At 63.3% G+C, this 13,601-nt stretch carries 12 protein-coding genes and 1 other RNA gene; 9 read left to right on the forward strand and 4 right to left on the reverse strand.

Going from position 1 to position 13,601, the window contains the following annotated elements:
• Positions 1-103: 103 nt before the first annotated feature.
• Entirely contained in the window at positions 104-2,041 is a 1,938-nt protein-coding gene (locus IPM16_14765; protein ID MBK9124365.1) for a S8 family serine peptidase, read from the forward strand.
• Here the strand turns inward: IPM16_14765 and IPM16_14770 are convergent.
• Together IPM16_14770 and IPM16_14775 are read right to left on the reverse strand one after the other, a co-directional pair.
• Complete coding sequence (locus IPM16_14770) at positions 2,003-3,232, reverse strand: exonuclease SbcCD subunit D (protein MBK9124366.1); 1,230 nt, start codon at positions 3,230-3,232, stop codon at positions 2,003-2,005. The two genes, IPM16_14765 and IPM16_14770, sit on opposite strands and share 39 nt — an antisense overlap.
• Before the next feature lie 79 nt (positions 3,233-3,311).
• Positions 3,312-3,605: a hypothetical protein gene (locus IPM16_14775; protein ID MBK9124367.1), complete on the reverse strand. Its 294-nt coding sequence runs from the start codon at positions 3,603-3,605 to the stop codon at positions 3,312-3,314.
• Positions 3,606-3,774: 169 nt separating this feature from the next.
• Between IPM16_14775 and IPM16_14780 the strand changes: the two genes are divergently transcribed.
• The 5 genes from IPM16_14780 to murC are packed head-to-tail and all read left to right on the forward strand — an operon-like array spanning position 3,775 to position 8,706.
• Positions 3,775-5,106, forward strand: coding sequence for a cell division protein FtsW (locus IPM16_14780; GenBank protein MBK9124368.1), 1,332 nt, complete (start codon positions 3,775-3,777; stop codon positions 5,104-5,106).
• Entirely contained in the window at positions 5,042-6,133 is a 1,092-nt protein-coding gene (locus IPM16_14785; GenBank protein ID MBK9124369.1) for a UDP-N-acetylglucosamine--N-acetylmuramyl-(pentapeptide) pyrophosphoryl-undecaprenol N-acetylglucosamine transferase, read from the forward strand. The genes IPM16_14780 and IPM16_14785 overlap by 65 nt, the downstream gene beginning before the upstream one ends.
• A gap of 43 nt (positions 6,134-6,176) precedes the next feature.
• Positions 6,177-6,734, forward strand: a complete 558-nt coding sequence (locus IPM16_14790; GenBank protein MBK9124370.1) for a CvpA family protein — start codon at positions 6,177-6,179, stop codon at positions 6,732-6,734.
• A gap of 39 nt (positions 6,735-6,773) precedes the next feature.
• Entirely contained in the window at positions 6,774-7,322 is a 549-nt protein-coding gene (locus IPM16_14795; protein ID MBK9124371.1) for a hypothetical protein, read from the forward strand.
• Positions 7,323-7,332: 10 nt separating this feature from the next.
• Complete coding sequence (gene murC / locus IPM16_14800) at positions 7,333-8,706, forward strand: UDP-N-acetylmuramate--L-alanine ligase (protein MBK9124372.1); 1,374 nt, start codon at positions 7,333-7,335, stop codon at positions 8,704-8,706.
• A gap of 349 nt (positions 8,707-9,055) precedes the next feature.
• Here murC and IPM16_14805 read toward each other — a convergent pair whose 3' ends face one another.
• Positions 9,056-9,532: a GNAT family N-acetyltransferase gene (locus IPM16_14805; GenBank protein ID MBK9124373.1), complete on the reverse strand. Its 477-nt coding sequence runs from the start codon at positions 9,530-9,532 to the stop codon at positions 9,056-9,058.
• A 378-nt stretch (positions 9,533-9,910) separates the two neighbouring features.
• On the opposite strand from IPM16_14805, the gene IPM16_14810 reads away from it, so the two are divergent.
• Positions 9,911-10,942, forward strand: coding sequence for a WD40 repeat domain-containing protein (locus tag IPM16_14810; protein MBK9124374.1), 1,032 nt, complete (start codon positions 9,911-9,913; stop codon positions 10,940-10,942).
• 89 nt (positions 10,943-11,031) lie between these two features.
• Here IPM16_14810 and IPM16_14815 read toward each other — a convergent pair whose 3' ends face one another.
• The gene (locus IPM16_14815; protein MBK9124375.1) at positions 11,032-12,210 is read right to left on the reverse strand and encodes an aminotransferase class I/II-fold pyridoxal phosphate-dependent enzyme; all 1,179 of its coding nucleotides are present in this window, start codon (positions 12,208-12,210) and stop codon (positions 11,032-11,034) included.
• Between the two features lie 321 nt (positions 12,211-12,531).
• On the opposite strand from IPM16_14815, the gene ssrA reads away from it, so the two are divergent.
• Both ssrA and lspA read left to right on the forward strand, forming a co-directional pair.
• Positions 12,532-12,921, forward strand: a transfer-messenger RNA (tmRNA) gene (ssrA, locus tag IPM16_14820).
• 55 nt (positions 12,922-12,976) lie between these two features.
• Positions 12,977-13,522, forward strand: a complete 546-nt coding sequence (gene lspA / locus IPM16_14825; protein ID MBK9124376.1) for a signal peptidase II — start codon at positions 12,977-12,979, stop codon at positions 13,520-13,522.
• Positions 13,523-13,601 lie beyond the last annotated feature (79 nt).

Consider the following 13,601-nt stretch of genomic DNA (forward strand, 5'->3'; position numbering starts at 1 on the left):
CGGCGTGCGGAAAGCGGAGCCTCAGCGTTCGTTCACGGGGCTGCGATAATGGCGTACACTTAGAGTCCCGCGATATGTCATGCTTTCCGGAGTCTATCCCGCGATGAAACGTCTGCTCGCCTTCCTTCTCGTGACCGTCATTTTGAGCGCAGCCTCGGCACAGCCACTGCCGCCGCCGATCGGCCCGCTCGACCCGGCCGTGCTCGCCGCCGCGAGCGAACCGGGCGGCGCACGCGTGATCGTGCGCTTCGCCGTGCCGAACGAAGGCCGCAGCGACACGCCCAGCGCCGATCAGGTCAAGCTAACGCGGCTCGCGCTGCTTGCGAACACGCGCGGCGTGGCGCATCTGCTGGCAAACTCCGCCGAGTGGACGATCCCATACATGGCCCTGCGCGCTGATCGCGCCGCCCTCGAAGGCTTGGCGGCGACCCCGGGCGTGTTGGGAATCAGCCTTGACGCACGCGAATACCGTCACCTCGACAGCAGCTTGCCGCGCATCGAGATCGACGGTGCGCATGCGCGTGGCACCGGCAGCGGCTATGCCGGCTTGACCGGCAAGGGCTGGGCAGTCGTGATCCTCGACGACGGTATCGACGCCGACCACCCGTTCTTCAGCGACGGCATGGGCGGGTCGCGCGTGGTGGACGAGGCGTGCTATTCCAGCGATGAGCCGGCTATCCCACCGAATATTCCGGCGTCGCGCTCGATCTGCCCCAATACGCAGGAGACGCAGTTCGGCCCCGGCGCGGCGGACTACTCGCGCTGCGGCAGCGACTGCTTCCACGGCACGCACGTCGCCGGCATCGCCGCCAGCAGCGACGCGACCTATACCGGCGCTGCTCCGGGCGCGGATATCATCGCCATTCAAGTGTTCTCGCAGGGTGTCGACGGCCTCGGCAACCCGATCCCGCTTGACGTCTTCACGTACGTGTCCGATCAGGTCGGCGCATTGCAGCACGTCGCGGGTACGCTTTCGCTGGCGCACAAGATAGCGGCGGTCAACATGAGCCTCGGCGCCGGCAAGTTTACGGCTGCATGCGACGTGGGTGCGGATCAGACGCAGCAGGCCCGCGTCGACGCCATTCAGGCGCTTGTGAACATGAACATCCCAGTCGTGATCTCGTCTGGCAACGACGGCTATGTCGACGGCGTGTCGCGTCCCGGATGCATCAGCGCGGCCATCACCGTCGGCGCGACCACCGACGCGGACTTGATCGCGAGCTTCTCGAACATGGGCCCACAGGTCGATTTGATGGCGCCGGGTTTCAGTGTGACGTCGGCTGGCCTCGGCGGCGGGACACGTATCGAAAGCGGCACGTCGATGGCGGCACCGCACGTCACCGGCGCGCTGGCCGTCATGCGCGATGCGCTGCCCACCGCCACGATCCCCGAATTGGTCGCGGCGCTGCAAGCCGAGGGTCTGAACGTGGTCGACACCCGGCCCAGCGGCACGTTGACCCGCAAACTAATCAAGGTCGACCCGGCACTTGACCTGCTGCGTCCACCCGGCCTATTGACGGTCAATCAGGATTTCGAATCGCACACGGTCGACCCGAAGCTGCCCGACGATTGGACGGTCGAAGGCAAGGCCAAACTCAAGTGCAACACCTTCGACAAAACCTTCACGCCCTATGACGAATGCACGGTCATGCTCAAGTACGACGGGGTAACGGTGACGAAGGTCAAGCAGACCGTCGATGATCCGTACTTCATCTACGACGACGAGATCTTCTTCTCGATCAACCTCAAGGGCAAGAACGTCGTCGACGCGAAGGTGATCGCCAAACTGAAGCTCGACGGCGGCGCGGCCGTCAAGATCACGCCGAGCACGACGCTAACGGGCACTTTCGACTGGACGAACGTGCAGAGCGCCACTGTGCTGCTCAACGAGAGCGTCGTCAAGCTCAAGCTGCAGCTTGTCAATAAGACGGGCGGCAAATTCTTCGCCGACAACTGGGATGTCGTGCGGTTTACCGATGCGCTGTCGCCGCGCTATCGGGCGCTATTCGCCTCGGAAGATGGTTTCCGCGGCCTTCAGTAGGTCTTCGCGCCGCTCGGCCTCGACATCCCGGCTGATCAGGTAGCGGTCGAGCAGTTCCGCGGGCGATAAGCCTTCGGGACTGCCGCCCAAGCGCGCACGCTCCGGGCTTTCGACCTCTTTGCGGATCGCCTGATAGAACGCGCCGGCCCGCCGCAGCGAGTCGCGCACGAGCGGTTCGTTGAACGACGCCTGCGTCTCTGGCGTGAGCTGCACGATCATGCGCACCACGGCATCGCGGACGGTGGCCGCCTCGACCAGCGCGATGGCGTCCTGTGTGGGCTGTTCGCTGCGGCGCAGGTCGGCGGCAAGCGTGACGAAGCGCCGCGCGGCCACCGGCACAAACTCCCACACGGTCTTCCCGCGTGAGATCTCCGCCCAGCAGTAGCCTTTGACGTCGCGTTCCTCGCCAAAGTCGATACGTTCGAGGCTGCCGGCGTAGACCACCGGCGGCACGTCGGCGCGGTCGCGCGTCATGTTCTGGTGCCGGTGGATGTGTCCCAGCGCGACGTAGTCCCAGCGGTCGTCGGCGATGTCGGCGATCTGCACGGCGATGTCACGCCCGAGCATGATGTTCTGCTCGCTGCCCAGCGCGGCGCCGCTGACCGTGAAATGGCCGGTCAGAATGCGCGGGCCGGGATGGGCGTCGGCCTGCTCGGCGAGGTCGTCCAGTACACGCGCCAGCGTGAGCTGAAGCTGCTCGTCCACCTCGCGAATCGTCTTGCCCTGCGTGCGCTCGTCTTCCATCAAGCGGGCGCGGATAGGGTAGGGTGCGGCGGCCACGAAGACCGGCCCGCGCTTGGTCTCTACGATGCGGCTGTCGTAGTCGCCGGCGACCCACACGTTCGGCACGTTCAGGGTGTCGTAGATCTCGATGCTCGATGCCTTCATCACGGCGGGCGGCAAATCGTGATTGCCGACCAGCAGCACAACCGGCGCGATCGCGCTCAGATCAAGGATGCGATGGGCGAACTCGCGCTGATAGGTCGGGTTGGGCGTGCGCGTCTGGAAGGCATCGCCGGCGAAGATGATCAGGTCGGCGTCACGCTGGCGGGCCGCTTCGGCCACCTCGTCAAGCCGGCGCAGAAAGTCGATGACGCGCGTCGACAGGCCGGTATCCGGGTCGGTGCGGCCGTATGATTCGACGCCGATGTGCAAGTCGGCAAAGTGTAAAACGCGAATAGGATCAGGCATTAGGAACACACCTGTCGGCACACGGCCGCCGGAAGCGCAATCGTCATCGAGATTCTCCCCGGACAGAATATCAAATCAGCTAGGTCTTGTTTTCCGGCGTCGGCTCGACAATAACCTCGACCAGCTCGTAGTCGGCGGTCATCTTGCCGCTCTTGTGCTCGTTTTCGGCCAGCTTCTCGACCAAGGTCACGCGCGTGCCAAGACCTTTCAGGTCGAAGCGCGTCACCCAGCGGCCAACCGTCTGCACGTTGCGGTAGAAGGCGAGGCGACTCTGCGGATCCATCCGGCGCAGCTTGCCCTTGGCCGGGCGAAACCCGATGTCTTTCAGCTCTTCGGCGAGTTTCTGCCGTTCGTTCTTGTCCAAGAAGGCCATGTGCATCTCGCTTAATGTAATCCAAACCATCGGTGATTCTAGCCCGCCGCGGCCGATGTCTCAATAGCGGCTCACCGGGTTTACAGGTTTGTTCACTGACCGCACCCGCATAATCCGGTATAATCCCACAGAGAGGGCGCGTCCGCGCCGGTCGGGATCACACGCGCACATGGCTGAACAGACTCACCCGCAGTTCATCGATGAAACAGGCACAACCTCGACGCCGACCCCGGTGCGCAAGCCGCGCAGCACGGCCGCTGCGCCGGCGTTCGACGCGCGCCCGCGCACGATGTCGCGCCAGAACGAGCGCACGCAGACCTTTTTGCAGACGCTCGACAAACCGTTGATGGCGATTTCCGGCTTGCTGTTGGCGATCGGCCTGATGATGGTATACAGCACGACCTTCGACTGGTCGTACAGCGAGTGGGGCAACCCGGCGCAGAAGGCGCTCGAACAAGCACGGAACATCGGAATCGGGCTGATCGGGCTTAGCTTCGTGCTGGTCTTCGACTATCGGCGCATACGCCGGCTGTCGGTCGTGATTCTGCTTGGCACGGTCGCCGCGTTGATCGCCGTGCTGCTGTTCGGTGACGACGTCTTCAACGCGCGCCGTTCACTGATCGGCGGCAGCTTGCAACCGGGCGAGCTGGCCGAGCTGGCGATGATCATTTACATGGCGGCGTGGCTAAGCAGTAAGAACACCCGCGTGCGAAGCCTGACTTACGGCCTACTGCCGTTCGCCGTGCTGCTGGGCATTATCAGCGGTCTCGTCATTTTGCAGCCCGACATTTCGACCGCCGTCATTATCATCGGCGTCAGCGGCTTAATGTTCTTCCTCGCCGGCGCCGACCTGATCCAGATCGGGGTGATCGCCGGCATCGCCGGCATCATTGGTCTCGGGGTTGTCTTTGGTGGTGGGCTTAGCTACGCCGAAGGCCGCGTGACCGTCTTCTTCGAATCGATCGGCGACATTACCCGCGCCGACTATCAGGTGTTTCAGGCGTACGTAGCCTTTGCCAACGGCGGCTGGACAGGCGTGGGGCTCGGCCTCAGCCAACAGAAGTTCAACAACGCGCTCCCCGCCCCGCATACCGACTCGATCTTCGCCATTATCGGGGAGGAGTTTGGCATCCTCGGCGCGGCGTTCGTCGTTCTCCTCTATGCGATCTTTGTCGCGCGTGGCCTGACCATTGCGCGACGATCGACCGACCCGTTCGGCGCGCTGCTGGCGGCAGGCATCACACTGTGGATCATCTCCAAGGCGCTGCTCAACATCGCGGTGATGCTCGCGCTCGTGCCGCCGACGGGGATCGCGCTGCCGTTTATCAGCTTCGGCGGGTCGTCGATGGTGACGGTGTTGGTCGGCGTCGGGTTGATATTGAGTGTGCAGCGTGCGAACAACGTGCGCGAATTTGCCGCGGAACGAAGGGGGCAACGTGCGTCTGCTGATCGCAGCCGGGGGAACGGGCGGACACGTCTATCCAGCACTGGCGGTCGCTGAGCGCCTGCTGCATATCACGACCGACTCGACGATCGCGTTTGTCGGCACGGTCGGCGGATTCGAGCGCCCGCTGTTGGACAAATCGAACGTCCCGCTGGACTCGATTGACGAAGTACAGGCCGGGCCGCTCCACGGCGTCAATCCGCTGAAGGTCGTCACGAGCATCTTCAAGACGCTGGTTGGGATCGTTCAGTCGTGGCGCGTGCTCGGCAAGCGTAAGCCCGCTGTCGTGCTGATGACCGGCGGATGGGTCGGGCTGCCGGTAGCGATTGCCGCGTGGCTGCGCCGTATTCCGATCGTCATCTATTTGCCGGACATCGAACCGGCGCTGTCGATCAAGGTGCTGCGGCCGTTCGCCAAGCACATCGCCGTAACGAACGAGGCATCCGCGCAGTACGTGCCCGCATCCAAGATGGTCGTGACCGGCTACCCGCTGCGACAGTCGGTGGCGGCGGCGCAGCGTCGCCAAGCTATCGAGCATTTCGGCCTCGATCCGTCAAAGAAGACTCTGCTCGTATTTGGTGGAAGCCGCGGCGCGCGTAGCATCAACATCGGGCTGATCGACGCGCTGCCGGACCTGCTGGCCAAAGGCGACATGCAGATCATCCATGTCACGGGCGAACTGGACGCCGAACGCGCAGAGGCGGCGCGCGGCACGCCGGGGTATCATCCTTACGCGTATCTTCACGACGACATGGGGCTGGCGATGGCCGCGGCCGATCTGTGCGTATGCCGCAGCGGGGCAAGCACGCTGGGCGAACTCCCGTATTTCGGGCTGCCTGCGCTGCTGGTACCGTACCCGCATGCGTGGCGCTATCAGAAGGTCAACGCCGACTACCTCGCGCAGCGCGGCGCGGCGCAAATTCTGCCGGACGAATCGCTGGGCGACTTGGCGACGGCTGTGCGCGCTCTGCTCGACGCTCCCGGCAAGCTGGCCAACATGCGTGCGGCGGCGCTCGCCTTGCGTCAAGACGACGCGGCGGGGGCCATCGCCGAGCTTCTGCTGAAGGCGGGTGCGCCGCGATGACCCCCGGGCTGGCCGATGCGTGCCGTGCGGCAGGCGGTGCCGCATGATGCAGCTTCACGTCCTGCTGTTTATCCTGATCGCGATTTTCGCCGTGATCGGGTTTCAGCGCGGCTTCAACAAAGAGGTTATCTCGCTGGCCGGCATCGTGCTGGCGCTGTTCACGCTGCACAGCTTCGACGGCCTGCTGCGGCTGACTCTACTGGCCAATACGCCGCCCACGACGCGTTTCATCGTACAGGCGATCGTGTTCTGCGTGATCGTGTTTTTCGGCTACCAAACCCGCGCGTTGATCGGGCGCGACGTCAAGCAGGCCCAGCAGACCGGTCCGCCGGAGGGCCGCGACGAACTGCAGACACGCATCCTCGGCCTGCTCATGGGCATCCTCAACGGGTACCTCGTGTGGGGGACGTTGTGGTATCTTATGGTGATCAACGATTACCCGCTCAGCCCGTTCATACGGCCACCGGTGGCGGGCTCGGATGCCGCAAATCTCGTGCAGTGGCTTCCGCTGTATGTGTTGGCTGGCGGCCCGGGCGGGCTTGATCCGCTGTTGTCGGGCATGGTGATCGTCGCGTTCCTGATCGTATTGATCCTGATCTGAGCCGCGGCGGGCCGCGCGGTCTGCCGGACGAGGTGTAGTGTGATTGAACTGTCTTCGCTGATGTGGCTGACCGCGCTGATGACCGCCATCGCGGGGTATCTGCGTGGGTGGCGGCGCGAGACGCCGGTGCTGGTTGCCGCCTTGTTCGGCGCGTACTTGCTGATTCAAGCCGACGTGCTGCTGCGCAGCATTCCGTTTCTCACCGGCGCGGGCCGCGAACTCACGTTTATCGTGCAGATCGTCATCTTTGGCTTGATCGTCTACCTTGGCTACGGCTTCCGCACCGCGGCCTATTATCAACGCGGACGGCGCGTCGTATTCAAGCTCAACTCTGCCGCAAGCTGGTTGGGCTTGCTGTTCGGCGGCATCAACGGCTGGCTGATCGCCGGGACGGCGTGGTTCCTCATGGATATCAACGAGTATCCGCTGTCGCCGTTCATCATCGCGCCGTCGGCCAGTTCGCCTACCGCGCTTGCGCTCGGGATGAACCCGGTCGTACTGTTGACCGGCGGGCTAGGGGGCGGCGCGCCGACCTTCCTGCTGATCGCCGCGCTCGCCGCACTGGTGCTGGCAGCCACCTCCGCCTAAGTCACACACCATGAACCTCACACCCGATCTGCGCCTGCATATCGTCGGCATCGGCGGCACGGGCATGTCCGCGATTGCGCGCGTGCTGCTCGAACGCGGCTACACGCTGACCGGCAGCGACCGGTCGCCCGGCCCGCTGGCCGATGCCCTCGCCCGTGACGGTGTGAAGGTCACCATCGGCCACGACGCGGCCAACATCGCTGGTGCCGACGCGCTGCTCATCACCTCCGCCGCACGTGACAACCCCGAGGTCGAGGCGGCGCTCAGGGCCGGCATTCCGGTCTACAAGCGCCGCGACTTCCTGCCCGCCCTGCTCGATGGACTGGACGTGCTTGCCATCGCCGGCACCCACGGCAAGACGACCTCCACCGCCATGACCACGCATATCCTGCGCGAGGCAGGGCTGGAGCCCGGTTACATTGTCGGCTCGGTGATGGCCAACACCGGCACCAACGCCGCCGTGGGGGCAGGGCAGCACTTCGTGATCGAGGCCGACGAATACGACCACATGTACCACGGGCTTTCGCCGGCCGTCGCCGTCATCACCTCCGCCGAATGGGATCACCCCGACTTCTTCCCCACCGAGGCGGACATGACGGCCTCATTCGCGACCTTCATCGGCAAGATCGCGCCGAACGGCATTCTCGTCGTCAACGGCGACGATCCACGCACGCTGGCACTCGCGGCGCATCACACCGGACGCACGTTCACCTACGGCCTCAACGCGGACAACCACGTCCGCATCTCCGAGCCAACCATCGGTGCCGACGCCATGATGGCCTTTGATATCACGTCGCAGGCGGGTTGGAGCGCACACCTTCGCCTCGCCCAATGGGGCAAACATAACGCCGCCAACGCCACCGCCGCGCTGCTGGCCGCGCATTACGGTGCGGACATATCGCCGCAGATCGCCTCACGCGCGCTCGAGTCGTTCCAGAGCACTGGCCGGCGCTTCGAAGTGCGCGGCGAGGCCGGCGGCTTGACCGTGATTGACGACTACGCGCATCACCCCACGGCCATCCGCGTGACGCTCGAAGCGGCGCGCATGCGCTATCCGGGGCGACGTGTCTGGGCCGTCTGGCAGCCACATACCTTCAGCCGCACCGCCGCGCTGCTGGACGACTATGCGCGTGCCTTCTCCGACGCCGACGAAGTCCTCGTAACCGACATCTACGCCGCGCGCGAGGCCGCCGTCTCCGGTGTCGACGGACAATCCGCTGCCGCCGCGATCGGCGCACACCATCCGAACACGCGCCACAGCGGCTCGATCGACGACACCGCCGATCTGCTTATCGAACAGACCCGCCCCGGCGACGTCGTGATCCTTATGAGTGCCGGCGACGCCCCCCGCATCGGCGAACTGCTGCTGTCTGCACGTAGGTAGGGAAGAGAAGGGATTCTCCAAAGGGCTTACGCCCCCTCTGGACTCCCTTATCTGCGATTGCATCACGCGAGCGCGATGCAATCGCGGCCAAGGCAGCACAGAAATGCGATACCTTGCTGTGTTTGAGCGCCGTGTCGGGATTTGCGTCTGCGTCTCAGGGGAATGCGCTTGCTGCCCGCTCATCTGCGATTTCGAACGGTCCGCCGTTCGAAATCGCAAGTTGCGGGGTGCAGGGGGATGATCCCCCTGCCGGGGTACGGGGCAGCGCCCCGGACGAGAATCAAAACAGCACGGGGATCCGTGCTGCGCGATGCCGCATTTGGGCAGGTTGTTCAGCGAGTCTTGTGCATTACTTATAACGGTCGGGCATCGGCTCTTCGTCGACATGGACGACCTCGAAGCCACGCGCCATGTAGTTCTTCAGCGCCTGCGGGCCGTCGAGGTTGCAGGTGTGCACCCACACGCGGTTGGCACCCTTCTCCCACGCCTTCTTCACGCCGTAGCTGAGCAGGTGCTTGCCGAGCCCGCGGCCGAAGAACGCCTCGCGCAGGCCAAAGTACGCGACCTCGGTGCTGCCGTCGTGCTGATCGGCCAATTCGACGTACCCAGCGATCTCGCCGTCGACGTACAGGACGTTGACTTCCGCCTTGTCGAGCGCCACCGCGAGTTCTTCGTCGCTCATAATCAGGCGATCGCGCCAATTCCACTGCTCGCCCACCGAGCGGTACAGCGCGCGGTAGAAATCCACATCCACCGACGTCAGCACGCGCACTTCCACGCCCGGAGTCTCAGCGAAGCCGGCGCGGAGCTGCTCCGGCGACTTCATCTCGAGGTGCGTGGTGACCAAACGGTCGGGCGTGCTGCGGGGTTGTGGTTGAAGGGCGTACAATGCACGTTCTCCTGCCTACGTATACAAGTGTATGACAGGGCGGAACGGGGTTCATCAGGGCGGAGCGCCAAAGTCACGGGACGTTTTTTGTGGAAAGTAGACAAAAGGCGAGCGCAATCTCACGGGTTGGCGGTGGGTACGGGCGCGCAGCGGCGAGTCATGACAACCGTCATCCCCACGCCATACCGACGGCAATGGTCGACGATCGGAATACGGCGTTACGCTACAGATGAACCGCCCGCTCATCCTCCACCCTCCTCACACGGGCCGGTTGTAAGATCTCATCGGACCAGACCTCACGGGCAGGTATCCACGATGACGAGGATTGTTCGCGCTGCCGGGCCACTACTGTTGGCGGTGCTGTTGGCCATCAGCGGGTTGACGACGTTCACGTATTCGCAAGCCCCGCAGACGCCTACCCCCTCCACCGCGCCGCCAGTCACGCCTGCCGCTATCGTCGGCAATGTCATTGGAGGAAGCTGGAATCCTGCGGGTACGCTGCTGGCCGCGTGGCGAACTGACGGGTCGCTCACGATTGAAGATCGCGGCGGTGTGGTTAGGGTTCATCTGGATCATGAAAACCCCATCAGGTCATTCTCGTGGAGTTCAGCGGATGCCAATGTGTTTGTCTACATTCCGATATATGGCAGTGCTCACGTTGTGAAAGTCACAGAGTTGGGTTACGAGGTCATTGGCCAGTATTCGATGGCTGGTGGAAGATTGCGGGAGGCCCAAATAGATGCTGTCGGAGTCCGTCTAGCTGTTATCAACTCGGCCGAGTACGAATATCCGAAGGAAAGCCGGCTCGAAGTAGTTGACGTTGCAAGTGGACAGCTTGTATTCGACTACGGGTCCGATTATATGTCGTTCATAGACATAGCGTGGGACCCGACTGGACAAAGCAGACTTATCCTCTCGGAAGTCGATGAGTTGGCGACTACATTGAGGATGTTTGACGTCACATCACAGACCGAGATCTGGAGTCATGAAATCCCTGAAGGAGGGCCGGCGACCGTTGTATGGAGTCCGGACGGGACGACGTTCGTCAGCGTATCGACGGCCGCACCGCACGCCGTTGTCGCTCTCCATAACGCGTCGAGCGGTGTGATACTTCGTATTCTTGAAAGCAACCTGGACTCAATGCTCTATGAACCGTATTGGGCACCGAATCCGAATCTCATTCTGAGCGGTTCGAACGTCACGCTGAACGATGTCGTCTACGAGGTTTGGGATCAGGACGTCCAACAGATCGTTGACGTTGTCCCGCAGTCGTCGTGCAGCATCTCGTCATGGCCGTGTACGATGCCAACTGCTACCGCAACACCCGCCGCGGGAGATGGCGGGTAATCCGTAGGGGCGACTCATGAGCCCCTACGTACCACACCACCGTCTATGTGTCCTCTGAGCCTCTGCGGTTCCTCTGTCTCGTGCCGCCGCTAAACCGCTTCAAGCGCCTTGGCGAAGTTCGGCAGCGCGCGCTCGATCATGCCCTCGTTGGCCGTCAGCGACAGCCGGAAGTACCCCGGCATCTCCACCACCGTACCCGGCAGCGCGAGGATGTCATGCTCGGCCAGCACGCTCACGAAGCGCCAGTCGTCCGGGATCGGCGAGCGCGGCAGCAGATAGAACGTGCCTTCCGGCGCGTGCAGGGTATAGCCCATCGCGGTCAGCTCGCGCACCATCCAATCGCGCTTGTGCTGAAGCCGCTCCATGTCGATTGACAGCTTTTCGAGGTCGCCTAGTGCGTGTTGGAGCAGCGCGTTCGGAAACGTATAGCCGGTAGCGACCTGCGAGATCAGCACCGCTTGACCGACCGCGTACCGCTGCTCCATCGCCTCCGGCAGCGCGATGTAGCCGATGCGCTGGCCGGGCGTGAGCAGTGTCTTGCCGTAGGTGTAGATCAACAGCGTGTTCGGATACACCGCTGCCGGGCTGACGAACGTCCGCCCATCGTAGACGATCCGGCTGTACGACTCGTCGGAGATCAGGTAGATCGTCCGGCCGTGTCTGGCGCTGGCAGCGGACAGGATCGTGGCGAGTTCGCGCAGGGTCGACTCCGGGTACATCTTGCCAGTCGGGTTGTTGGGCGAGTTCACGATGATCGCGCGCGTCTTGGGCGTGATGGCCGCGGCGATTGCGTCGAGGTCGAGGTCGAACGTGTGCGGGTCGATGTTGACGCGCACCGCCGTCCCGCCCGCCACATTGATCTGCATCTCGTAGAAGAACCACGGCGGGATGATCATTATTACCTCGTCGCCGGGGTCGACCACCGACAGCAGCGCGACCTGCAATGCGGCGAACGCGCCGGTCGTCATTGACACGTTCTCGGGCCGGACGGTCAGACCCTTCCACTGCCGCAGCGACTCCGCGACGACGTACTGCGCCTCCGGTTCGCTGGTTTTGTAGGCGAACCAGTCCTTGTTCTTCGGCGCGAGGTGCGATTGCAGCGCGGCAGTGTACTCCTCGAGCGGCATGTCATGTGGATTGCCGACTGCAAAGTCCGAGATGCCGGGCTTCTCTGCCAGCTTCTGGTATGGCGACTCGAACATGAACTTCATAAATGGCTGCATCGCGCCGGCAAGGCTGGCGATGCGGCTGGCAACAGGCGATGTCATTATGATGTCTCCCTCCCGACCGATCCCTGGGCCGGTCGTGTCTGGTGCCATTGTAGACCGATTACGGGTTTGTCGCGCCACATTGACCATACACCTCCGTTGCGTAGGGGCGACTCATGAGTCGCCCCTACCGACACCACCGACTATCAACAAGCCCGCTGTGATCTCTCCGTACTCGGTATGCTCTGTGTCCGCTTTTCCCTTTCCTCAGCACGCATCACTCCGTACTCATCCCTCCTCTTACCCCGCCAGTCCCCCAATCTCCGGCGCTTTACGCGGGGACCGTTCGGTGCTATCATCTTGACTGCAAGACCAACTCCCGGGGGTGAAATAGCTTCGACAGCGGAGGTTGAGTCTGTGTGGCAAGCCGCGGCGCCCGAGGCCGCGTAAACAACGGGCAAGCACGTAAGTGCGAACAACAACACTCCGGCTTACGCCTACGCCGCCTAAGCGGCCATAACGTAAGTCGCTGACCCAAGATGGTCAGCCGTCCGTCCAGATCGTCGCCATCCGGTTTGGTTTGCGGGCGTCATAAATGATAGGCGTGCGTTCGTCTGACGCCGATAAAGGCGAACCAAGACTCATCGGCTGGCTGTCCGCGCACCGGGTCCACTGGGGTTACGGATAGCAAGACTTAACAGGGGACTACGCTTGTAGAAGCACTTGCTCGAATCTGTTGGACGCGGGGGGCAGAACCCGCCACCTCCATCGTGTGACCGCCCCGGCCCAATCGCAGGGGCGGTCGCATTTTGACACGGAGATTGCTGTGCCGAATCGTCCCGCACTGCGCCATTGGACCGTCTTCCTCGGGCTGATTGCCGCCATCATCGCGGTCGACCAGATCGCGAAGGCGCTGATCATCGCGCGCATCGCGCCCGGCCAGACGGTCGTCGTGATCGAGCCACTGGCCGACTTCTTCCGCCTCACCTTCAGTCAGAACACCGGCGCGGCTTTCGGCATGCTGCCGAGCGCAGGCTGGGTGTTTTCGGTCATCGCCGTAAGCGTGTCGATCGTCATGCTGATCGCCCATGCACGCATGGACCGCGCGGCGTGGGGCAAGCGCCTTGCGATGGCGTTCATCATCGGCGGTGCGCTCGGCAACGTGATCGACCGTGTGCGCTTCGACTACGTGATCGACTTCATCAACTACCGTATTCCGGGCGTCATCTCGAACGTCTCGAACATCGCCGACCACGCCATCGTCGCCGGCGTGATCGCGCTGCTGATCATTACGTGGCGCGCCGAAGACGAGAAGGACGCGACACAAGCCGCTGTGCCGCCCACCGATACGCCGGACACTGCGGTCGAGTAGCGCCAATACCTCGCCTTTCCCCGTTATCCCGTTTCCCATTCCCCTAGCTAACCGCGTCTACCCGCATTCCCGCCTGCGA

The organism is Candidatus Flexicrinis affinis (assembly GCA_016716525.1).
In the GTDB taxonomy this organism is placed as follows: domain Bacteria; phylum Chloroflexota; class Anaerolineae; order Aggregatilineales; family Phototrophicaceae; genus Flexicrinis; species Flexicrinis affinis.

Excerpts from the sequence above, each read along its gene's own strand:
- IPM16_14765 (MBK9124365.1), top strand. The coding sequence starts at position 104 with ATGAAACGTCTGCTCGCCTTCCTTCTCGTGACCGTCATTTTGAGCGCA.
- IPM16_14770 (MBK9124366.1), bottom strand. The coding sequence starts at position 3,232 with ATGCCTGATCCTATTCGCGTTTTACACTTTGCCGACTTGCACATCGGC.
- IPM16_14775 (MBK9124367.1), bottom strand. The coding sequence starts at position 3,605 with ATGGCCTTCTTGGACAAGAACGAACGGCAGAAACTCGCCGAAGAGCTG.
- IPM16_14780 (MBK9124368.1), top strand. The coding sequence starts at position 3,775 with ATGGCTGAACAGACTCACCCGCAGTTCATCGATGAAACAGGCACAACC.
- IPM16_14790 (MBK9124370.1), top strand. The coding sequence starts at position 6,177 with ATGATGCAGCTTCACGTCCTGCTGTTTATCCTGATCGCGATTTTCGCC.
- murC (MBK9124372.1), top strand. The coding sequence starts at position 7,333 with ATGAACCTCACACCCGATCTGCGCCTGCATATCGTCGGCATCGGCGGC.
- IPM16_14805 (MBK9124373.1), bottom strand. The coding sequence starts at position 9,532 with ATGAAGTCGCCGGAGCAGCTCCGCGCCGGCTTCGCTGAGACTCCGGGC.
- IPM16_14810 (MBK9124374.1), top strand. The coding sequence starts at position 9,911 with ATGACGAGGATTGTTCGCGCTGCCGGGCCACTACTGTTGGCGGTGCTG.
- IPM16_14815 (MBK9124375.1), bottom strand. The coding sequence starts at position 12,210 with ATGACATCGCCTGTTGCCAGCCGCATCGCCAGCCTTGCCGGCGCGATG.